A 20,739-nucleotide genomic window follows, 5' to 3' on the forward strand; every position below is an offset into this window, starting at 1 on the left:
CCCCGAGGCGCCGCGCCTACGATGGGCGCATGCCCCTGACGACCGACCCGACCGCGCTCGCCGAAGCGGTGCGCACCGCGCTCGAGGGCGTCCTCGACCCCGAGATCCGCCGCCCGATCACCGAGCTCGGCATGGTCCGGTCCGTCGAGGTCGACACGACGACGCTGCCGGGCGGCGCGCGCGTCACCGTCGGGATCGACCTCACGACCGCGGGCTGCCCGCTCAAGGACACGATCACCAAGGACGTCACGGCGGCGGTCCAGCCCCTCGACGGCGTCGCCGAGGTCCGCCTTGCGATGGGCGTGATGTCGGCCGACCAGCGCGCCGGGCTCCGGGAGCGGCTGCGCGGCACCGCCGAGCCCACGATCCCGTTCGCGCAGCCGGGCTCGCTGACGAAGGTCTACGCGATCGCCTCCGGAAAGGGCGGCGTCGGCAAGTCGTCGGTCACGGCGAACCTCGCGGTCGCGATGGCGGCGGACGGTCTGCGGGTCGGTGTCGTCGACGCGGACATCTACGGGTTCTCCATCCCGCGGATGCTGGGCGTCACGCAGCCGCCGACGAAGCTCGACGACATGCTGCTGCCGCCCGTCGCGCACGACGTCAAGGTCATCTCGATCGGCATGTTCGTGCCGCCCGGGCAGCCGGTCGTGTGGCGCGGGCCGATGCTGCACCGCGCGCTCCAGCAGTTCCTCGCGGACGTGTTCTGGGCCGACCTCGACGTGCTGCTGCTCGACCTGCCGCCCGGCACCGGCGACATCGCGATCTCCGTCGCACAGCTGCTCCCGACGTCCGAGGTCCTGGTCGTCACGACGCCGCAGGACGCCGCGGCCGAGGTCGCCGAGCGCGCCGGGTCGGTCGCACTGCAGACCCGTCAGCACGTCGTGGGCGTCGTGGAGAACATGTCGTGGCTCGAGCAGCCCGACGGCTCGCGGCTCGAGATCTTCGGCGCGGGCGGCGGCGCGCGCGTCGCGGAGAACCTGTCCCGGGCGACCGGCTCGGCGGTGCCGCTGCTCGGGCAGATCCCGCTCGACGTCGCACTGCGGCAGGACGGTGACGACGGCACGCCGGTCGTGCTGGCGCACCCCGACTCCCCCGCGGCGCTCGCGCTGCGGGACGTGGCACGGGCGCTGGCGACGCGGTCACGCGGCCTCGCGGGCAAGCCGCTGGGCCTCTCGCCGGTCGGCCGCTGACCGCCTGACCGCGGCGGTCACCTGCCCGCCGCTCCTCCCGGCCCGCGCGCCCGTGGCCCGCCCACCGCGCGCCGGGGCCCGACGCTGCGCACACTGGCAGGACGCCCGTCCGCCCGACCGACGCGCGCCCGGACGCCGGACCCGCGCCCACCGCGCCGTTGGTTCCTGTTCGATCCTGGTGGATACTGTGCAGGTGCTCGCGTCTCAGCGTCAGGACCGCATCCTCGCCGAGGCGCGCCTGCACGGGGCCGTGCGGGTCGCGGACCTCGTGCAGACGCTCGACGTCTCGGACATGACCGTCCGCCGCGACATCGCCGAGCTCGCGCGCGCGGGCCTCGTCCGCCGGGTGCACGGCGGCGCGCTCGCGATCGACCCGGCGGGGCACTCGGCCGTCGAGCCCGCGTTCGCCACGAAGCAGGGCTGGGCCACAGCCGAGAAGACCGCGATCGCCCGCGAGGCCCTCACCCTGCTCGAGCCCGGCCAGTCCCTCGCGCTGTCGGCCGGCACCACGACCCACCTGCTGGCCGGGCTGCTCGCCGCCGACACCGCGCTGCGCCCGTTGACGGTCGTGACGAACTCCCTGCACGTCGCCGACGCGCTGCACGCCGCCCCGCCGTCGCGGAGCGGCGGGACGCTCGAGGTCATCCTGACCGGCGGCGTGCGCACCCCGTCGGACGCGCTCGTCGGACCCGTCGCCGACGCCGCGCTCGCGAGCCTGCGCGTCGACCACGCGCTGCTCGGCGTGCACGGGCTCGATGCGGGCGGTGCGACGACGCCCAACGTGCTCGAGGCCGCGACGGACCGGGCGCTCGTGCGCTGCGCCGCGCACGTGACCGTGCTGGCCGACCACTCCAAGTGGGGTGTCGCGGGGCTGGCCCGCATCGTCCCGCTCGACGACGTCGACGTGCTCGTGACCGACACCGGGCTCGGCGCGCACGCCCGCGCCACGCTCGAGACCGCGGTGGGCGAGCTCCGCCTCGTCGCCCCCGACCCCCTCCCCGAGGAGCAGCGATGACCGACCCCGCACCAACCCCGGGCGCACCGCGCGTGCGCCGGACCGCGACGACCATGGCCGACGGCCGCGAGCTCGTCTACTTCGACGACTCCGAGCCGTACGTCTCGGGTGCCGCGACGCGTCGCCTCGACGACCCCCGCCCGCTGGGCGACCGCTTCACGCCCGTGTCCCCGTCCCCGGGCGCCCCGGCCCCGGCGACGTTCGCCGGCCCCGAGATGCGCCGCGACCCGCTGACGGGCGACTGGATCCCGATGGCGTCGCACCGCATGAACCGCACGTTCCTGCCCGCAGCCGACTCGTGCCCGCTGTGCCCGGCCCGGCCCGCGACCGCGGGGACGACGTACTCCGACGGCGAGATCCCCGACACCGACTACGATGTCGCGGTCTTCGAGAACCGGTTCCCGGCGCTCATGCAGGTCCCGGGCGTGACCCTCGAGGACGGCTGGCAGGTCGACGGCGAGGAGCTGTGGGCCGCACGCCCGGCCGCCGGCCGCTGCGAGGTCGTGTGCTTCAGCTCGGACCACACGAGCTCGTTCGCCGAGCTCGCGCCCTCGCGCGTGCGGACGATCATCGAGGCATGGGCGGACCGCACGGCCGCGCTCCAGGAGCTGCCGGGCATCGAGCAGGTCTTCGCCTTCGAGAACCGGGGCAAGGAGATCGGCGTCACCCTCCCGCACCCGCACGGGCAGATCTACGCGTTCCCGTACGTGACCCCGCGCACCCAGGCGATGCTCACGCAGGCCGCCGCGCACCGCGAGCGCACGGGCCGCAACCTGCACGCCGACGTCCTCGCCGCGGAGCGTCGGGCCGGGACCCGCGTCGTGCTCGAGTCGGAGCACTGGACGGCGTACGTGCCCGCCGCGGCGCGGTGGCCCGTCGAGGTGCACCTGGCCCCGAACCGCGACGTCCTGGACCTCCCGGGCCTCACCGACGCCGAGCGCGACGACCTCGCGGTCACCTACCTCGAGCTCCTGCGCCGCCTCGACCGGTTCTTCGTCGAGCAGGACGGCACGGCGGTCCCGCTTCCCTACATCGCGGGCTGGCACCAGGCGGTGGTCGGCGAGGGCCGCGACCTGGGCCGGCTGCACCTGCAGGTGTTCTCGGTGCTGCGCGCCGCGAACAAGCTCAAGTACCTCGCGGGCGTCGAGTCCGGGATGGCGGCATGGATCAGCGACACGACGCCCGAGCGGATCGCGGCGCGACTTCAGGAGGTGGCCCTGTGACGGTCGAGCGCGTCGAGGCGTGGACGCAGGACAAGGGCTCCGCGCGGGCCCGGGCGCTGTTCGTCGAGCGGTTCGGCGAGGAGCCCGACGGCGTGTGGTCGGCTCCGGGGCGCGTCAACCTCATCGGCGAGCACACGGACTACAACGGCGGGCTGTGCCTGCCCATCGCGCTCCCGCACCGCACGTACGTCGCGGTGCGCCGCACGCCCGTGCCCGAGGAGCGGGCGTCGGGGGTCGTGCGGCTCGCGTCGGCGCAGGCGCCCGCGGGCGAGGTCCGCGAGGTCGCGCTGGCCGACGTCGCACCGGGCACGGTCGACGGCTGGCCCGCGTACGTCGTGGGCGTCGCGTGGGCCCTCCAGCAGGCGGGCGACCTGGACGAGGGCGCGGGCGGCTTCGACGTCGCGGTCGACTCGTGCGTCCCGTTCGGCGCCGGCCTGTCCTCCTCCGCGGCGCTCGAGTGCTCGGTCGCGGTCGCGCTCGACCACCTGTTCGGCCTCGGGCTCGCGGGCACCCCCGGCGACCCCGGCTCGCCCGACGACGCCGGCCAGGCCCGCCTCGCCGCCGCGTGCGTGCGCGCCGAGAACGAGATCGCCGGGGCCCCGACGGGCGGCATGGACCAGTCGGTGTCGCTGCGCGCGACGCCGGGGCACGCGCTCGAGCTCGACTGCCGCGACCTGTCGGTCCGCCAGGTCCCCTTCGACCTCGCGGCGCACGACCTCGCACTGCTCGTGATCGACACCCGCGCCGAGCACGCGCTCGTCGACGGCCAGTACGCGGCGCGCCGGGCGACCTGCGAGGCGGCCGCCCGGCGGCTGGGCGTCCCGACGCTGCGCGAGATCGACGCCGCCGGGCTCGACGCGACGCTCGCGGCGCTGACCGCGGACCCGCCCGAGGGCGAGGACGCCGACGTGGCCGTCCGCCGCGTGCGGCACGTCGTCACCGAGATCGCGCGCGTCGAGTCCTTCGTCGACCTGCTCGACGCGGGCCGGGTGCGCGAGGTCGGCCCGCTCATGGACGCCTCGCACGCCTCGCTGCGCGACGACTACGAGGTCTCGGCCCGCGAGCTCGACGTCGCGGTCGCCGCGGCGCGCGAGGCCGGCGCGCTCGGCGCGCGCATGACGGGCGGCGGGTTCGGCGGCTCGGCGATCGCGCTCGTCGAGGCCGGCGCGGTCGACGACGTCGCCCGTGCGGTCGGGGCCGCGTTCGAGGGCGAAGGGCTGAGGGCGCCGGCGTTCCTCGTCGCGACGCCGTCGGCACCGGCCGCCTGACCGGCCTCCTCCCCCGGCCGTGCACCGGCCCCGGCGTCGACCCCGCGAGGGTCGGGCCGGGGCCGGCACCACGCCCGGGCCACGGCTGTGTCCGCCGGCGCCCTCCGCACGCACGCCCGTCGCACGACGAAGCGGCCGCGGAACGCCCCTGACCTGCGCGAGCGCGCCGGGAGGCACGCCGACGCACGAGTGCGCCTCCGGGCGGACAACCTCTGGGCGCTCGTCGCAGGGGAGGACCAGGGCCGCGCGTCGGAGTCATCCCCCAGGCGGAGGCGAGCCCCGCGAGCGCGTCGCTAGGTTCGGCGTGCGGGGGCGGCCCACGTCGCTCCCGTCCACGTCGACAGAGGAGCAGGACCGTGGGGGTCACCCGCAGGATCATCTTCCCGACCGTCCGGATCGTCCTGTGGGCGGTGATCGCGGTGGCGCTCGTCAAGCTCGCGTTCGCCGGCTCGGAGGTCACGACCACGTCCGACGCGCTCGTGCCGTCCGGGCAGATCACCGAGCAGTACGTCGAGGTCGGCACCGGGACCATCACGAACGCCGTGACCGTGCAGGGCGCCGTCGTCGCCGACCCCGCGACCGCGGTCAAGGCCACGATGGCCGGCACGGTCACCAAGCTGCTCGCCACGAACGGCCAGGCCGTCGCCGCCGACACCCCGGTGCTCGAGGTCACCCTCGAGACGCCCGTCGAGCCGACCACGACGACGAACGCCGAGACGGGCGAGCAGACGGTCAAGCAGAACAAGCCGAAGATCAAGCGCGAGACGGTCAAGGCCGGGACCGCCGGGACGCTCACGCTCACGGCGCTCAAGGACCAGGTCGTCGCGGTCGGCGACCCGATCGGCTCGGTCTCCCCCGGGACGCTCTCCGTCTCCGGCACGCTCACCCCCGAGCAGCAGTACCGCCTGCTCGGCGCACCCCCCGAGGCGCAGGTCACGCTCAAGGGCGGGCCGGCACCGTTCACGTGCACGGGCCTGCGGCTCGGCGCCGCCGCGCAGCCGCCGGCGACGGCTCCGGACGCGACCACCGTCGGTGCCCCGGGCGCACCCGCCGAGCCCGTCTCCGGGACCGTCACGTGCGCCGTCCCCGCCGGCGTGACCGCATTCGCGGGCCTCGGCGCCGACATCGCCATCACCAACGGCACGGCCGAGAACGCCGTCGTCGTGCCGGTCTCGTCCGTGCAGGGGTCGGTGCAGAAGGGCAACGTCTGGGTCGAGGTCCCGGACGGCGAGCCCGAGATGCGCGCCGTCGGGCTCGGCCTGACCGACGGCGAGAACGTCCAGGTCACCGAGGGGCTCGCCGCCGGCGACAAGGTGCTGCAGTTCATCCCGATCGGCGACGTCTCGGGCCCCGTCGACTGCGGCGACCCGATGCAGTACGACCCGGCGGTGTGCGGCGGATGAGCCTGCTCGAGCTCACCGACGTCACGCGCTCGGTCCGGCTGCCCGACGACCGCGTGCTGGAGATCCTGCGCGGCATCACGCTCTCGGTCGACGCGGGCGAGCACGTCTCGGTCGTGGGACGGTCCGGGACCGGCAAGTCGACGCTGCTCAACATCCTGGGCCTGCTGGACGCCCCGACGGCCGGCGAGTACGTGCTCGAGGGCACGTCCGTCGCACGGCTGTCCGGCCGGGCCCGCGCCCGCCGCCGCGGCGACGACTTCGGGTTCGTCTTCCAGCAGTTCAACCTGCTCCCCGGGCGCACCGCGCTCGAGAACGTCGCGGCGCCGCTGCTGTACGCCCGCGGGCGGCAGTTCTGGCGTCGCACGCGGCTCGCGGCGGAGATGCTCGAGCGCGTCGGGCTCGGGGACCGGCTCGAGGAGAAGCCCGAGAAGCTGTCCGGCGGCGAGCAGCAGCGCGTCGCGATCGCCCGCGCGCTCGTGCGCCGGCCGCGCGTGATCCTGGCCGACGAGCCGACGGGCGCGCTCGACGTCGACACCGGCGGGGAGATCATGGAGCTGCTCGACGAGATCGCCTCGGAGTCCGGGGCCGCGCTCATCGCGATCACGCACGACCTCGCCGTCGCGGCGCGCGCGCAACGGCACTACCGGCTCGCCGACGGCGTGCTCGTGCCGATCCGGCTGAACGCGCCCGGCCGCGTGACCGAGTGGGTCGGCGACGTGCCGACCGACCGGCCCGACGACGCGACAGCGGTGCTCGCATGAGCGGGTTCGTCGGCACGGTCGTCGAGGCGTGGGACGAGCTGCGGATCCACAAGCTGCGGGTCCTGCTCGCGCTGATCGGCGTCGCGGTCGCGGTCACCGCGATCACCGGGGTCACGGCGATCGTGCAGATGCTCAACCAGGCGACCCACGAGACGGCGGAGCGCCAGACGGGCCGGTCCGTGACGCTCGACATCTCGGCGTACCCGCGCGGCGCCTCCGCGCCGAGCACGGCGCAGTACACCGCCGAGTACGACCGGCTCGTCGAGCGGTACGGCATCGAGCACGCGAGCCGGCAGATGTGGACCGAGCTGCCGTTCCGCTTCCCGACGGGCAGCCGGCCCGTGCAGATGCAGGTCGTCGACCCGTCCTACGGCACGATCATGCGGCTCGTCCCTGAGCAGGGCCGGTGGTTCACCGACGCCGACACCGGCCGGTACGCCCCGGCGGTGGTCGTCAACGAGGCGTTCCTCGACTCGCTGGGCGCGACCGACCTGTCCGGGCACCCGACCGTGCTGCTCGGCGGCGAGACGCCGGTGCGCACCGAGGTCATCGGCGTCTACCCGAACATGTGGCCCGAGGCGCCGCCGGAGGCGTACCTGCTGTTCGACCACTACGAGCGGTGGGCGACGCCGTCGACGGCGTGGGGCCCCGTCGCCCCGACGCTCAAGGCGTGGGTGCCGCCGGACCTCGCCGAGGAGATGCAGCCGCTCCTCACGCGCGACCTGCGCGCGTCGCTGCCCGGCACCGACGTCAACGTCATGCTCCCGCAGGAGGGCTGGGGCGCGATCGACGGTGCGATGCGCTGGGCAGCGCTCGGGATCGGGGCGATCGCCCTGCTCCTCGGCGGGCTGGGGCTCGTGAACATCGCGCTCGTGACCGTGCGGCACCGGATCCGTGAGATCGGGATCCGGCGCAGCTTCGGCGCGACGTCGGGCCGCATCTTCTTCGGGGTGCTCATGGAGTCGGTCGTCGCGACCGTCGTCGCGGGTCTCGTCGGCATCGTCGTCGCGGTCGCGATCATCAAGAACCTCCCGATCGAGCGCGTGCTCGGCACGGGGGTCCAGGACATGCCCCCGTTCCCGGTGTCGGCCGCGCTCGTCGGCATGGCGTGCGCCACCGGGGTCGGGGCGCTCGCCGGGCTCATCCCCGCGACGGTCGCGGTCCGCGTCAAGGTGATCGACGCGATCCGCTACTGACCCCCGCCGGGGCGCACGTGCGAGGTGCCGCACGTGCGTCCCGGGCGACCGGTCATCCCCGAGAGGGACCCGGCACGCGCGCGGAACCGGTACGTTCCCGGAGGAATCGGAACGACGTCGCCCGCCGAGGAAGGCACCTCATGAGGACCCACACCCTGACCACCGCCGCAGCCGCGGTCGGCTGCACCGTGCTCCTGCTCGTCGGGGGGTGCAGCTCCGACAAGGAGCCCAAGGACGCTGCCGCGGTCAGCGAGGACGACAAGGGGCCGCTCAGCGCGTACCTCGAGGGCGTCATGGGGAGCATGGAGGACCAGGACTGGTCCGAGATGGGTCGTCGCTCGGAGGAGATCGTCGCCGCGTGCATGCGCGAGCAGGGGTTCGAGTACACGCAGCAGGACATGTCGGCCGTCACGGAGACGATCGAGGAGGACCAGAAGGACGCCGACCGGTACGGCACCGAGGAGTACGCCGCGGAGCACGGGTACGGCATGTCGACCTCGTACGACGCGCCCGCCGCGGGCGAGGAGGAGTGGGTCGACCCCAACGCCGAGTACGTCGCCGCGATGTCGGAGGAGGAGCGGGCCGCCTACCAGGCGGCGCTGTTCGGCGACCAGGCGGCGGCCGCCCAGGGCGCGGCGCCCTCCGGCGACTGGACCACGCAAGGCTGCCAGGGCAAGGCGCAGCACGAGGTCTACGAGCAGGGCCAGGCGTGGGCGGACCCGGAGTTCGCGACCCTGCAGGAGGAGATGACCGCGCTGTACGAGCGCGCGACGAGCGACCCGAAGATGACGGAGGCGAACGCCGCCTGGTCCGCGTGCATGGCCGAGGCGGGGTACGCCGACCTCGCCACCCCCGAGGACGCGGTCGAGGCCGTCTCCCAGGAGTTCAGCGCGATCGTCTCCGCCACGACCGCCGAGGCGCCCGAGCCCGACCCGGCCGCCGTCGCGGCGTTCACGGAGAAGGAGATCGCCACCGCGGTCGCCGACGCGCGCTGCAAGGCCTCGACGGAGTACGAGGAGAAGGCGCGCGAGGTGCAGTTCGCCCTCGAGCAGGAGTTCGTGGACCAGCACGAGGCCGAGCTCGACGCGTGGGCCGAGAAGTACTCGACCGCCGACGGCAGCTGACGCGCGGGCACGTCACGGCGTGACGCCGGGGGGAACGCGTGCCGGCACGCGTCGCCCCCGGACCGTTCGCCGGCACGCGTCCCCCCGGACCGTTCGCCGGCACGCGTCCCCCCCGGACCGTTCGCCGGCGCGCGTCCACCCGGACCGCGGGCCGGTGCGTCTCCCCCGGCCGTGAGCCGGTGCGCGCTCAGCCCGTGGGACGGTCGCGCCGGAGGCGGCCGGTGTCCTCGTGGACCGCGTAGAAGATCGAGTACGGCGTGCCGTCGGGGTCGCTCGGCCGCGCGGCGAGCTCGTCGAAGAGCTCCTGCACGCGCCGGTCGAGCTCGGCCTTGCCCGCGGCGTCGAGCCGGACGCCGAGCCGGGTCGTCCCGACGGTGTCCGGGTCGGCCAGCGCGACCTCCTCGAGGAACGTGTCGATGAGCACGCGGCTGAACGCGTTCGGCTTCCGGGAGTGCCAGGACCGGCCCGTCGCCCGGTACGGGACCTCCCGTGAGCCGCGGGCGCCGCGGCGGACCGGCTCCGCGGCGAGGTAGCCGCGGTCGACGAGCGTGCGGACGTGGTGCAGGGTCGTCGCGGGGTTGCGGCCGAGGCGGTCGGCGAGCTCGCGGTTCGTGAGCGCCTCGTCGAGGCAGAGCCGCAGGATGCGCAGCCGCAGCGTCGAGGCGAGCGCGCGCGCGTCGGCGTCGCGCTCGCGCTCCCCCAGGTCCTGCGCGTCCCGCTCCCGCGTCCCGGGGTCCTCCTCGACCCGCTCGCGCAGTCCCGGGTCCTCCGCATCCTGCTCCGCACCGGTCACGGTCCGATCCTAGCCACTGATTGACACTTCTCAATCAGTCGCGCCATGCTGCGTGCGTGACCACACCCGGCTCCCCCGGCCCGGACGCCCAGCGCCCCTCGCGCGGGGCGACGAAGCGGCGCTCGCTCGCGTTCGACCCGGACTTCCGCCGGCTGTGGACCGGCGACGCGCTCGGCCAGCTCGGCGCCCAGCTCACCGGCCTCGCGCTGCCGGTGTTCGCGGTGCAGCACCTCGACGCGACCGAGTGGCAGATGGGCGCGCTCGGTGCCGCGGAGACCGCCGCATTCCTCGTGATCGGCCTGCCCGCGGGCGCGTGGATCGACCGGATGCGCAAGCGCCGCGTGCTCATCACCGCGGACCTGGTCCGGGCGGTCGTCCTCGCGGCGGTCGTCGCGCTCGCGCTCACGGGGCACGCGTCGATGGCGGTGCTGTACGGCGCGGCGCTCGTGCTCAGCTGCGCGAGCGTCTTCTTCGACGTCGCGCACCAGAGCTACGTCCCCGCGCTCGTCGGCCTCGACCACGTCGTCGAGGGCAACTCCAAGCTCCAGGCCACGCAGTCGGTCGCGATGGTCGCGGCGCCTGCGATCGGCGGCGCGCTGCTTCGGGTCATCTCGGCACCGCTGCTCATCGTCGTCACCGTCGTGACGTACCTGGTGTCGGCGTTCGCCGTCGGGCGGATCCGCCACGTCGAGGACCTGCCCGCGCCCGGCGACCACCTGCCGCTGCGGGCCGCGATCGCCGAGGGGCTGCGGTTCGTCCTCCAGCAGCCGCTGCTGCGCCGCATCGTCGCGTGCACCGGGATCGGCAACCTGTTCCACGCGGCCGGCGAGGCGCTCGTCGTCCTCTATGCGCTGCGACACCTCGGGCTCGACGCCGCGGGCCTCGGCCTCGTCTTCTCCGCCGGGGCCGTCGGCGGGCTGCTCGGCGCGCTCCTCGCGGACCGGCTGGCCCGGTGGGTCGGCGAGGGCCGCATCATCCCGGTCAGCGCCCTGTTCTTCGCCCCGGCGTACGCGCTCACGCCGCTCGCGTCGCCGCTGCGCGAGCTCGGCGTCCCGCCCGAGGTGCCGCTCGTCGCGGGCGGCGCGCTGCTGTCGTTCGGCGTCGTCGTCTACAACGTCGCCCAGGTGAGCTTCCGGCAGCGGCTGTGCCCGCCGACGCTGCTCGGGCGCATGAACGCCTCGGTGCGGTTCGTGGTCTGGGGCAGCATGCCGATCGGCGCGCTCGTGGGCGGCTGGCTCGGCAGCACCGTGGGCGTGCTGCCGACGCTGTGGTTCGCCGTCGGTGGCGTGACGCTCGCCGCCGTGCCGGTGCTCGCCTCGCCGCTGCTCGGCATGCGGGAGCTCCCCGGCGCCGAACCGGCCGCCGCCGCCGCGCCCCTCCCGCCCGCCGACCTCACGCCGCCGTCCGGGCCTGCGGGCGCGCCGCCACCGGGGACCTAGAGCTCGTACCCCACGACGACCGGGGCGTGGTCGCTGAACCGCGCGGCGTACTCCTCGGCGCGGTCGACCTCGACGCTGCGCGCCAGGTCCGCGAGCGCCGGCGTCGCGATCTGGTAGTCGAGGCGCCAGCCCGCGTCGTTGTCGAACGCCTGCCCGCGCCACGACCACCACGTGTACGGCCCGGGGCCCTCGCCGCCGTGCTCACGGCCGAGGTCGCGCCAGCCGAGGTCGTCGAACCAGCGGTCGAGGTAGGCACGCTCCTCCGGCAGGAAGCCCGCGGACTTCTGGTTGCCCTTCCAGTTCTTCAGGTCGACGTTGCGGTGCGCGATGTTGATGTCGCCCGCGACCACGGCGAGCCCGCCGTCCGCCGCGATCGCGGCCATGCGCGCGGTGACGGCCTCGAGGAAGGAGTACTTCTCCTCCATCGAGGGCGTCCCGACGGTGCCCGAGTGGATGTAGGCCGAGACCACGGTGACCGTGCGGGCCGGGGTCGTGTCGGTCGCGGCGACCTCGAGGTCGGCCTCGACCCAGCGCCCGGTGTCGCACGCGTTCCCCGTGGCGAGGCCGATGCGGATCGCGGACATCGGAAGGCGCGAGGCGATCGCGACGCCCGCGCGGCCCTTGAACTCCGACGCCTCGTGCGCGAGGTCCCACTCGGCGGTGGGCAGGAAGTCGCTCAGCAGCTCGTCGGGCGCGCGCACCTCCTGGAGCAGCAGCACGTCAGGCTTGCGGGTCGTGAGCCAGTCCCCCATGCCCCGCTTCCAGGCGGCACGGATCCCGTTCACGTTCACGGTCGCGATCGTCAGCACCGGACCATCCAACCCCATGCCACCGACAGCCCCCGACCCCCGGGGACGCGACCCCGGTCACACCCGGTGGGCACGACCCGTCGCACCGGGCGGGCAGCACGACGGGGTGCCGGCGCCTCGCGGCACCGACACCCCGTCCCCGGCACTCACCGCCGGGTCATCCCACGGTCAGGACTTCTTCTTGACCTTGACCGTGATCTCGTTGCTGCTGGTCGTCCCGGCCGCGTTCGCGAGCTCGACGCGGTAGCGGTACGTGCCCGCCGCCTTGCCGGTGAACGCGGTCGACGCGGACTGCGCACCCGGGCCGGTGCCCGTGAGCGCCTGCGTGTCGACCAGGACGTCGTTCTCGTAGAGCCGGTACTCGGTCGCCGCCGTGCCCCACCACTTCGTGGCGGTCACGGTGTACGAGCCGTCGCCGTCGTGGTTGTCGTGCGAGACCGACGGCTTGCCCGGGTTGGCGTCCGTGACCTTGACCGTGACCGAGGTGGTCGCGGTCGCGCCCGCGGCGTTGACGAGCTCGCCCGTGTACACGTACGTGCCGTTGGCCCGGCCGGTGACCTTCACCGAGGCGAACTGCGGCTGCGGGGAACGGTCGACCAGCTTCTGCTCGTCGATCAGCACCCCGTTCTCGAAGAGGCGGAACGTCGTGCCGTTCTGGCCCCACCACAGCGCGGCCGAGATGGTGTAGTCGCCGTCCCGCAGGCCGGTGTCCCACCCGTTGTCGCTCGAGAGCGTCGCGCGGCCCGGGGGCACGGTGACGACGGGTCCGCCGGCCTCGACGGTCACGGGGATCGTCACGGTCGTGCCCGACGGCGCCGCCACGAGCGTGAGCAGCACCTCGCCCTCGACGTCGTCGGGCACGGTCAGCTCGACCGACGCCGCACCGGCCGAGACCGGGATCTCGACGGGCGCTGCGGCGCTGCCCTGCCACGTCGCGGTGAGCGACGTGTTCGCGGGGCTGCCGAGCGACGTGAGGTCGAGCCTCGCCACGTCGAACGACACCGTCTCGCCCTGCGTCGCCTCGGTCGGCAGGCCGGTCACCTGGACCGACTGCCGCGCGAAGTCCGGCGAGACCGGCTGGTTCGCGCCGAGGTAGGAGATCCACGCGTCGCGGTCGACGAGACCCGAGTCGCGGGGGTTCGTGCCCTCGGTGAACACCCGGAAGTTGTCGCCACCGGTCGCGAGGAACGAGAACGTCCCCACGCGGTACGACGCGGTCAGGTCGATCGGCGCGCCGTCGACCGTGACCGACGTGATGCGGTCGCCCTCGGGCAGCGCCGGGTCGAACGTGTACGTGACGTTGTCCGAGAGGCCGAGCTGCAGGTACGGGCGCGACGGGACGTTGCCGTCCTTGTCGCGCTGCCACTGCTGCTCGAGGAGCGTCACGAACTGCTCACCCGTGAGCGAGACCGTCCACAGGTTGTTGAGGAACGGCAGGACCGCGTTCGCCTGGGCGTACGTGATCTGGCCGTCCGCGGCCGGCCCCGGCGGGGTGTACGACGACTGCTTCGCGAACAGGTCCGCGCGCAGCCCGCCCGGGTTGACGACGCCGATCTGGGCGCCGCCGCGGGTCGGGTCGCTCAGGCTGGCCCGGAGCGCGTCGGCCACGAGCCCGCCGAGGGTCGACTCCGACGCGCGGTCGCCGCTCGTCGTGCCGGTGTACGCGGTCGTGATGTCGGCGGTGATGCTGCCGACGACCTTGTTGCCCTCGACCTTGGCCACCTCGAGCGCGGCGTCGACGATCGCCTTGACCGCGGCGACGCGCGGGTACGCGGCGACGAGCTCGGCGGCAGGGGTCGTCGTGCGCTTGACGTTCTTCGCCTCGTACGCGACGAGCGCGTCGGTGGCGTTGTCGACCGTCAGCGTGATCGAGCCGATGAACTCGCCGTACGAGCCGGTCTGCAGGACCGGGCGTGTCTGGCCCGCACGCCCCGGGACCGGGGCGTCCCACACGTACTGCTTGTGGGTGTGGCCCGTGAAGATCGCCGCCACGTCGGCGTCGGTCTCCGTGACGATCTTCGCGAAGACGCCGCCCGCGGCGACCTCCTCCTCGAGCGTCGCGCCGTCGGGCGTGCCCGCACCGGCACCCTCGTGGTACTCGGCCACGAACACGTCGGCCTCGCCGTTCGCCTCGTCGCCGTCGCTGAGCTGCGCGACGACGCGGTTGACGGCGTCGACCGGGTCCCCGAAGTCGAGGCCCGCGACGCCGGCCGGCGTGACGAGCGACGGGGTCTCCTGCGTCACGGCGCCGACGACGGCGAGCCGCGTGCCGGCGACCTCGAGGATCTCGTACTCCGGCAGCGCCGGGGTCGTGGTGCCGTCGAGGTAGACGTTCGCGCCGAGGTACGCCCACCGGGCGTTGGTCCGGTCGGCGACGACGCGGTCGACGAGGTCGGCGAACCCGCCGTCGAACTCGTGGTTGCCCACCGCCGAGGCGCGCAGGTCGAGCGCGTTGAGCACGTCGATCGTCGGCTGGTCGCGCTGGACCGACGAGGCGAACAGCGACGCACCGATGTTGTCGCCCGCGGACAGCAGCACGGTCGAGTCCTCGCCGTGCGCCGCGCGCTCCTGCTCGATGGTCCCCGCGACGGCCACGGTGTTGGCGTCGATGCGCCCGTGGAAGTCGTTGAGGTTGAGCAGCGTCAGCTCGGTGGTCTCCGCGGGAGCGGCGGCCGTGATGCCGAGCAGCACCGGGTCGTGGTCGGAGGACCGGTACGGGCTCGCGTCCGTGAGGACCGTGCCGTGGTAGTTGTACCGGCTGTACTCCAGCGCGAGGGACTCGGGGGCGTTGATCTCCCAGATGTCCGCGCCCGTCGAGCGCGCGAGCATCGCCTCGTTGACGAGCACGTGGTCGAGCGACCCGGCGAGCCCGCTGAAGCTGTACGAGTACTCGCCCGTGCCGAAGTGCGCGGTGACGTCGGTGTAGCCGGCGTCGTACAGCACCTCGAGCGGGTCCTCGCGCGTGTAGGCGTTGAAGTCGCCGACGAGCGCGACGGCCTCGACCGGGGTGGTCGTGTAGTCGTCGAGCACGGTCGGGACCCACGCGGCCAGCGCCGTGGCCTGCGCGACGCGCGACGCGTTGGACGCGCCCTGGCCGTCACCGGCGTCGGCGTCGCCCGGGAGCGGGCCCGCCGAGCCCTTGGACTTGAAGTGGTTGACGACGACGAGGAACGGCTCGCCGCCGCCGAGCGGGGCGAACGCCTGCGCGATCGGCTCGCGGGCGTTCGCGAACGCCTCGCCGGTGTCGCTCAGGTCGCCGAGCGCGCGGGCCTCCCCGAGGAGCTCGACCGAGCCCGTCCGGTAGATCAGCGCGTTCGTGATGACGTCGAGCTCGCTCGCGTCGGGCAGGTCCGCCGAGGACGGGACGTGCGCCCAGCCCGCCGACGGGTCCGCGGCGTTGAGCGCGGCGACGAGCGTCTGCGTGGCCTCGTCGGCCTGCTCGCCGAGCGCGGCCGAGTTCTCGATCTCCATGAGACCGACGACGTCCGCGTCCGTGGCGTTGATCGCCGCGACGATCTTGGCCTGCTGGCGTGCGAGGTCACCGGAGTCCCACGCCCCGCGCGGGCCGTTGTCGGTGCACTCGTCGACCGTCACGCCGTCGCCGGTGCGGTCCCGGTAGGGCGCGCAGCCCGCGGTGTCCGCGCCGAGCGTCGTGAAGTAGTTGAGGACGTTGAACGACGCGACCCGCAGGTCGGCGGCGCCCAGCGCCTCGGCGTCGGGCGCCGGGGTGCGCGTGTTCGTGAACTGCGTGCGCTCCGCGAGCGGCGTCGCGGCCGTGACCTGGCTCGTCGGGTTGAGCTTCCAGGTCGAGTTCCGGAAGTCGACGATCAGCGGCTGGGCGAACACCACCGCGGCGCCCACGCGGACCGGGTCGGTCAGCGAGACGTACGGCGGGGTCTGCGACGAGTTCGCCGCGGTCAGGAAGTTCGTCGTCGCGCCGTCGTCGAGCACCACGGCACGCGCGGCGTTGTCCGCGGCGACCGCGGCGGCCTCGGGCGAACCGGGGGCGGCGACGTCGGTCGGCTGGATCAGCGGGCGGTCGCCGGACGCGAGCCCGACCTCGCCGTACTGGTTCGTCGAGTACGAGTTGCTCACCGTGAAGGCGCCCGCCGGGGCGTACAGCATCGACTCGAGCGTCTCGCGCTGCGCGTCGGTGGCCGGCCACGGCGCGACCGCCGGGGTCACGGGCTCGGCCGCCGCGAGGGGCGTGACCGTCGCGGCGGTGACCTGGGTCAGCCCGTTGAACTCGGACACGGTGCCGGTGACCTCGACGTGCTGGCCGACCGTCGCCGTGACGCCCGCGGGCTGGTACACGAAGAGCGCGTCGGACGCGGTGCGCGTCGCCGGGTCGGTCGGGCCGCCGGTGCCGGGCGTCTGGATCACGAACCCGCGCAGCCCCCCGGTCGGGTAGGCGGCGGTGACGACGCCGCGCGTGGTGACGCTCGCGCCGACGTAGGTGCTCGCGGCGCCGGTGCCCTGGATCGCCGCGATCGCGAGCGGCGCGGGGGCCGTCGTCGGGGTCGGCGTCGCGGACGGGGTGGGCGTCGCGCTCGGGGTCGGCGTCGCCGTGGCGGTCGGGGTCGGGTCGGGGGTCGGCTGCGTGTCGCCCGTGCCCGCCGGGGTCGGTGCCCCGGTCGTGAAGTCGGCCTTGTTGTTCGCGGTGTTGACCGCGCCGGTCCGCGCGATCGACGTCGTCGCGCTGAGGGCCGGGGCGGCCTCGCCCGCGAACGCGGCACCGGTGCCGAAGCCCACGAGGTCGACGACCGCGGGGTCGCTCGCGCACGCCGTCGTCGCGCAGGTCAGCCTCGTCCCGGAGGAGACGAGGGCGACGTTGCCGTTCGTCCCGGAGAGGTTGACCGTGCCCGTCGCGTCGGGCGCCGGGAGGTTCGAGACCGCGCCGGCCGTCTGCGAGGCGGCCTGGACGAGGTAGGTGCTGCGCGGGGGCACCGAGCCGGTGAGCGGGACGATCCCGCTCCACGTGGTGCCCGCGGCCGACGCGTACTGCACGGACCAGGTGGACAGGTCCACGGCCGCGTCGGTGGCGTTGTAGAGCTCGACGAAGTCGTGGGTCAGCGTGGAGCCGGTGTTGCCGCCCGCGCCGTAGACCTCGTTGATCACGACCGCGGCGTCGGGTGCGACGGCGGCGTACCCCGGGGCGACCCCGGGGACGGTGAGCGCCGCGGTGGCGGCAGCGGCGACGGCGGAGCGCCGCAGCCAGGGGTGGGACAGGTGCATGCGTCGATCCCTTCGAGCGCGGACGTGCCGCGACGAGTCCGGGCGCGTCGTCCTCGTGCGGACGGAGCGCAGGTGCCGACCCCGAGCGGTCGGCGGCACACATCTACGGGAGCCGATCGACGCTGGTGTACGGGGGAGGTGAACCCGGTGTGAACATCTCACATCCCGGTCGTCCCGGCACGGACCGGACAGGGAAAGTTACCGGTCCGTCACATTCGTCGGCCTCCGGCGGGCTCCGTCGCCGCCGGGGACGACGGACGACCCCCGCCGGAGCGTGCGGCGGGGGTCGTCAGGTCGTGCGCGCGGGTGCGTCAGGCGTCGAGCGTGCGCTCCGCGGAGTCGACGACGTTGCTCAGCAGCATCGCGCGCGTCATCGGACCGACACCGCCGGGGTTCGGCGAGATCCACGCCGCGATCTCGGCGACCTCGGGGTGCACGTCGCCCGCGAGGCGGCTCTTGCCCGTCTCCGGGTCGGGCACGCGCGAGACGCCGACGTCGATGACGACCGCGCCCGGCTTGACGATGTCCGCGGTGATGATGCTCGGGACGCCGGCCGCGGCGACGATGACGTCCGCGTGCCGCGTGTGCTCCGCGAGGTCGTGCGTGCCCGTGTGCGTGAGCGTGACCGTCGCGTTGACCGCCCGGCGGGTCAGCAGCAGCCCGATCGAGCGCCCGACCGTCGTCCCGCGGCCCACGACCACGACGTCGGCGCCCGCGAGCTCGATGCCGTGCCGCTCGAGGAGCTCGATGATCCCGCGCGGCGTGCACGGCAGCGGGGAGCTGATCTCGTCGTTGACCCGCAGCACGAGCCGCCCGAGGTTCGTCGGGTGCAGGCCGTCCGCGTCCTTGTCGGGGTCGATCAGTTCGAGCACCCGGTTGGTGTCGATGCCCTTGGGCAGGGGGAGCTGGACGATGAACCCCGTGCACGCCGGGTCGTCGTTGAGCCGGCGCACCGCGGCCTCGATCTCGTCCTGCGACGCCGTCTCGGGCAGGTCCTCGCGGATCGACGCGATGCCGACCTCGGCGCAGTCCTTGTGCTTGCCGTTGACGTACCAGCGCGAGCCCGGGTCGTCGCCCACGAGCAGCGTGCCCAGCCCGGGCTGCACGCCCCGGGCGGCCAGCGCGGTGACCCGCTCGGTCAGCTCGGCCTTGATGGCGGCGGCGGTGGCCGTCCCGTCCAGGATCTGTGCGGTCATGGTGTCTCCTCGGGCAGAACGGCGCCGGCTCCGCGCCGGTGCGCCCTGGTCGTGGGGGCGCACCGGCGCGGGGGCCGGCAGGGGTCGAGCGTGGTGCGGCAGCGACGGTCAGTACTGCTGCAGGCCGGCGTACAGCGGGAACGCGTCCGCGAGCTTCGTGACGCGGGCCCGCAGCGCCTCGACGTCCGCCGACGCGCCGGCGACGAGCGCGGTCGCGATGATGTCGGCGACCTCCGCGAACTCGGCGTCGCCGAAGCCGCGCGTCGCGAGGGCGGGCGTGCCGATGCGCAGGCCCGACGTCACGCGCGGGGGGCGCGGGTCGAACGGGACCGCGTTGCGGTTGACGGTGATGCCGACCGAGTGCAGGAGGTCCTCGGCCTGCTGGCCGTCGAGGTCCGAGTGGCGCAGGTCCACCAGGACGAGGTGCACGTCGGTGCCGCCCGTGAGGACCGAGACGCCGGCGCCCGTGACGTCGGCCGCCGTGAGGCGCTCCGCGATGAGGCGCGCACCGTCGAGCGTGCGCTGCTGGCGGTCCTTGAACTCCTCGGTGCCCGCGATCTTGAACGAGACGGCCTTCGCGGCGATCACGTGCATGAGCGGGCCGCCCTGCTGACCCGGGAAGACGGCCGAGTCGATCTTCTTGGCGTACTCCTCGCGGCTCAGGATGAAGCCCGAGCGGGGGCCGCCGATCGTCTTGTGCACGGTCGAGGACACGACGTCCGAGTGCGCGACGGGGCTCGGGTGCAGGCCTGCCGCGACGAGGCCCGCGAAGTGCGCCATGTCGACCCAGAGCTTGGCGCCGACCTCGTCCGCGATCGAGCGGAACGCCGCGAAGTCGAGCTGGCGCGGGTAGGCGGACCAGCCGCCGATGATGACGTCGGGGCGCTGCTCGAGCGCCTTCTCCCGGACCTTGTCCATGTCGACGAGGAACGTCTCGGGGTCCACGCCGTACGCGCCGACCTGGTACAGCTTGCCCGAGAAGTTGATCTTCATGCCGTGCGTGAGGTGGCCGCCGTGCGCGAGCTCGAGGCCGAGGATCTTGTCCCCCGCGTTGATCAGCGCGTGCAGCACCGCCGCGTTGGCCGTGGCGCCCGAGTGCGGCTGCACGTTCGCGTGCTCGGCGCCGAAGAGCTCCTTGGCGCGGCTGATCGCGAGCGTCTCGGCGACGTCGACCTGCTCGCAGCCGCCGTAGTAGCGCCGGCCGGGGTAGCCCTCGGCGTACTTGTTGGTCAGGACCGAGCCCTGCGCCTGGAGCACCGCGCGGGGGACGAAGTTCTCGCTCGCGATCATCTCGAGCGTGCCCTGCTGCCGCGCGAGCTCGCCGTCGAGGACGGCGGCGATCTCGGGGTCCAGCTCGGACAGGTTCTGGTCGAGCAGGCTCATGGTTCTCCTCGCAGTCAGCGGGTGCGTGGTGGTTCCCGGCACAGGGACGGGCACGCACACCGTTCGGTGTGGTGACCGGGGGCCCAGGCGTCCGACCCGAAGTCTGCTGCTGCTCGTCGCTCCCCGGTGGTGACCCACCCGTTGCGCCAGTCGCGACGCGCACAGCCTAGCAACCGCGGGCACCCCCGCGGGAACGCGTTCCTCGCCGTCAGACGGCGGCGCTGTCGCCCAGGATCTTGCGCAGGTACGCGTACGTGAGGTCGCCGACCGTGCGGTCGTGCTCGTGCTCGTAGCCGTGCTTCTCGTAGAGCGCGAGGTTCTGCACCGAGTCCCGGCCGGTGAAGACCCACACCTCGGAGGTGTCCTCGGGCAGGTGCGGGAGGATCGCGAGCAGGAGCTGGGTGCCGATGCCCTGGCCCTGCAGGTCGGGGGCGACGGCGAGGCGGCCGAGCGTCGCGCGGGTCCCCTCGAGGAGCACGCGGATCGAGCCGACGAGCCGGTGCCCGGCCCACGCGCCGAGCGTGATGACCTCGGGGTTCGCGAGGTCGGCGCGCAGCTCGTCGAGCGTCTGGGTCAGCGGCGGGATGTTCGGGTCCCCGTAGATCTGCGCCTCGCTCACGAACGCGGCGCGGCGCAGCGTGAGCAGCTCGCCCGACTCGGCGTCGGTCACGGGGCGGATGTCGACCTCGGGATCGCTCATGCGC

Annotated in this window: 15 protein-coding genes and 1 riboswitch; of the genes, 9 read left to right on the plus strand and 6 right to left on the minus strand. The window is 74.2% G+C overall.

The window, feature by feature from the left end; genetic code table 11:
* Window positions 1–29: 29 nt before the first annotated feature.
* The 8 genes from CCE01nite_RS00530 to CCE01nite_RS00565 all read left to right on the plus strand — a co-directional run bounded on the left by CCE01nite_RS00530 (window position 30) and on the right by CCE01nite_RS00565 (window position 9,180).
* Window positions 30–1,190: an Mrp/NBP35 family ATP-binding protein gene (locus CCE01nite_RS00530; RefSeq protein WP_034629527.1), complete on the plus strand. Its 1,161-nt coding sequence runs from the start codon at window positions 30–32 to the stop codon at window positions 1,188–1,190.
* A 193-nt stretch (window positions 1,191–1,383) separates the two neighbouring features.
* Complete coding sequence (locus CCE01nite_RS00535) at window positions 1,384–2,205, plus strand: DeoR/GlpR family DNA-binding transcription regulator (protein ID WP_034629555.1); 822 nt, start codon at window positions 1,384–1,386, stop codon at window positions 2,203–2,205.
* Entirely contained in the window at window positions 2,202–3,428 is a 1,227-nt protein-coding gene (gene galT, locus CCE01nite_RS00540; RefSeq protein ID WP_034629528.1) for a galactose-1-phosphate uridylyltransferase, read from the plus strand. The genes CCE01nite_RS00535 and galT overlap by 4 nt, the downstream gene beginning before the upstream one ends.
* Window positions 3,425–4,696, plus strand: coding sequence for a galactokinase (galK, locus tag CCE01nite_RS00545; protein ID WP_034629530.1), 1,272 nt, complete (start codon window positions 3,425–3,427; stop codon window positions 4,694–4,696). The genes galT and galK overlap by 4 nt, the downstream gene beginning before the upstream one ends.
* 356 nt (window positions 4,697–5,052) lie before the next feature.
* Window positions 5,053–6,099, plus strand: a complete 1,047-nt coding sequence (locus tag CCE01nite_RS00550; RefSeq protein WP_034629532.1) for a permuted SH3 domain-containing protein — start codon at window positions 5,053–5,055, stop codon at window positions 6,097–6,099.
* Window positions 6,096–6,860: an ABC transporter ATP-binding protein gene (locus tag CCE01nite_RS00555; protein WP_052104093.1), complete on the plus strand. Its 765-nt coding sequence runs from the start codon at window positions 6,096–6,098 to the stop codon at window positions 6,858–6,860. The genes CCE01nite_RS00550 and CCE01nite_RS00555 overlap by 4 nt, the downstream gene beginning before the upstream one ends.
* Entirely contained in the window at window positions 6,857–8,056 is a 1,200-nt protein-coding gene (locus CCE01nite_RS00560; protein ID WP_034629535.1) for an ABC transporter permease, read from the plus strand. The genes CCE01nite_RS00555 and CCE01nite_RS00560 overlap by 4 nt, the downstream gene beginning before the upstream one ends.
* Window positions 8,057–8,196: 140 nt before the next feature.
* On the plus strand, window positions 8,197–9,180 hold the full coding sequence (locus CCE01nite_RS00565; RefSeq protein ID WP_034629537.1) for a hypothetical protein: 984 nt from the start codon (window positions 8,197–8,199) through the stop codon (window positions 9,178–9,180).
* A 187-nt stretch (window positions 9,181–9,367) separates the two neighbouring features.
* Here the strand turns inward: CCE01nite_RS00565 and CCE01nite_RS00570 are convergent, their stop codons facing one another.
* Window positions 9,368–9,973 carry a winged helix-turn-helix domain-containing protein gene (locus CCE01nite_RS00570; RefSeq protein ID WP_307722697.1) on the minus strand — a complete coding sequence of 202 codons (606 nt, stop codon included), beginning with the start codon at window positions 9,971–9,973 and terminating at the stop codon, window positions 9,368–9,370.
* A 56-nt stretch (window positions 9,974–10,029) separates the two neighbouring features.
* Between CCE01nite_RS00570 and CCE01nite_RS00575 the strand changes: the two genes are divergently transcribed.
* Window positions 10,030–11,412, plus strand: coding sequence for an MFS transporter (locus tag CCE01nite_RS00575; RefSeq protein WP_052104088.1), 1,383 nt, complete (start codon window positions 10,030–10,032; stop codon window positions 11,410–11,412).
* On the opposite strand, the gene CCE01nite_RS00580 is transcribed toward CCE01nite_RS00575, so the two are convergent.
* The 5 genes from CCE01nite_RS00580 to CCE01nite_RS00600 all read right to left on the minus strand — a co-directional run bounded on the left by CCE01nite_RS00580 (window position 11,409) and on the right by CCE01nite_RS00600 (window position 20,735).
* Complete coding sequence (locus CCE01nite_RS00580) at window positions 11,409–12,221, minus strand: exodeoxyribonuclease III (protein ID WP_246056241.1); 813 nt, start codon at window positions 12,219–12,221, stop codon at window positions 11,409–11,411. The genes CCE01nite_RS00575 and CCE01nite_RS00580 overlap by 4 nt on opposite strands.
* A 168-nt stretch (window positions 12,222–12,389) precedes the next feature.
* Window positions 12,390–17,456 (minus strand): ExeM/NucH family extracellular endonuclease, encoded by a 5,067-nt coding sequence (locus CCE01nite_RS00585; protein WP_052104091.1) that lies wholly within the window; start codon window positions 17,454–17,456, stop codon window positions 12,390–12,392.
* Between the two features lie 311 nt (window positions 17,457–17,767).
* On the minus strand, window positions 17,768–18,652 hold the full coding sequence (locus tag CCE01nite_RS00590) for a bifunctional methylenetetrahydrofolate dehydrogenase/methenyltetrahydrofolate cyclohydrolase (protein ID WP_034629543.1): 885 nt from the start codon (window positions 18,650–18,652) through the stop codon (window positions 17,768–17,770).
* 108 nt (window positions 18,653–18,760) lie between these two features.
* On the minus strand, window positions 18,761–20,035 hold the full coding sequence (gene glyA / locus CCE01nite_RS00595) for a serine hydroxymethyltransferase (protein WP_034629546.1): 1,275 nt from the start codon (window positions 20,033–20,035) through the stop codon (window positions 18,761–18,763).
* A 74-nt stretch (window positions 20,036–20,109) separates the two neighbouring features.
* Window positions 20,110–20,199, minus strand: a riboswitch (ZMP/ZTP riboswitch).
* A gap of 44 nt (window positions 20,200–20,243) precedes the next feature.
* Complete coding sequence (locus tag CCE01nite_RS00600; protein WP_034629549.1) at window positions 20,244–20,735, minus strand: GNAT family N-acetyltransferase; 492 nt, start codon at window positions 20,733–20,735, stop codon at window positions 20,244–20,246.
* Window positions 20,736–20,739 lie beyond the last annotated feature (4 nt).

It is taken from the genome of Cellulomonas cellasea (genome assembly GCF_006538745.1).
GTDB lineage: Bacteria > Actinomycetota > Actinomycetes > Actinomycetales > Cellulomonadaceae > Cellulomonas_A > Cellulomonas_A cellasea.

Bases quoted from the DNA above. Each gene is read 5' to 3' on its own strand.
- CCE01nite_RS00530 (WP_034629527.1), top strand. From the start codon at position 30: ATGCCCCTGACGACCGACCCGACCGCGCTCGCCGAAGCGGTGCGCACC.
- galT (WP_034629528.1), top strand. From the start codon at position 2,202: ATGACCGACCCCGCACCAACCCCGGGCGCACCGCGCGTGCGCCGGACC.
- CCE01nite_RS00555 (WP_052104093.1), top strand. From the start codon at position 6,096: ATGAGCCTGCTCGAGCTCACCGACGTCACGCGCTCGGTCCGGCTGCCC.
- CCE01nite_RS00560 (WP_034629535.1), top strand. From the start codon at position 6,857: ATGAGCGGGTTCGTCGGCACGGTCGTCGAGGCGTGGGACGAGCTGCGG.
- CCE01nite_RS00565 (WP_034629537.1), top strand. From the start codon at position 8,197: ATGAGGACCCACACCCTGACCACCGCCGCAGCCGCGGTCGGCTGCACC.
- CCE01nite_RS00585 (WP_052104091.1), bottom strand. From the start codon at position 17,456: ATGCACCTGTCCCACCCCTGGCTGCGGCGCTCCGCCGTCGCCGCTGCC.
- CCE01nite_RS00590 (WP_034629543.1), bottom strand. From the start codon at position 18,652: ATGACCGCACAGATCCTGGACGGGACGGCCACCGCCGCCGCCATCAAG.
- glyA (WP_034629546.1), bottom strand. From the start codon at position 20,035: ATGAGCCTGCTCGACCAGAACCTGTCCGAGCTGGACCCCGAGATCGCC.
- CCE01nite_RS00600 (WP_034629549.1), bottom strand. From the start codon at position 20,735: ATGAGCGATCCCGAGGTCGACATCCGCCCCGTGACCGACGCCGAGTCG.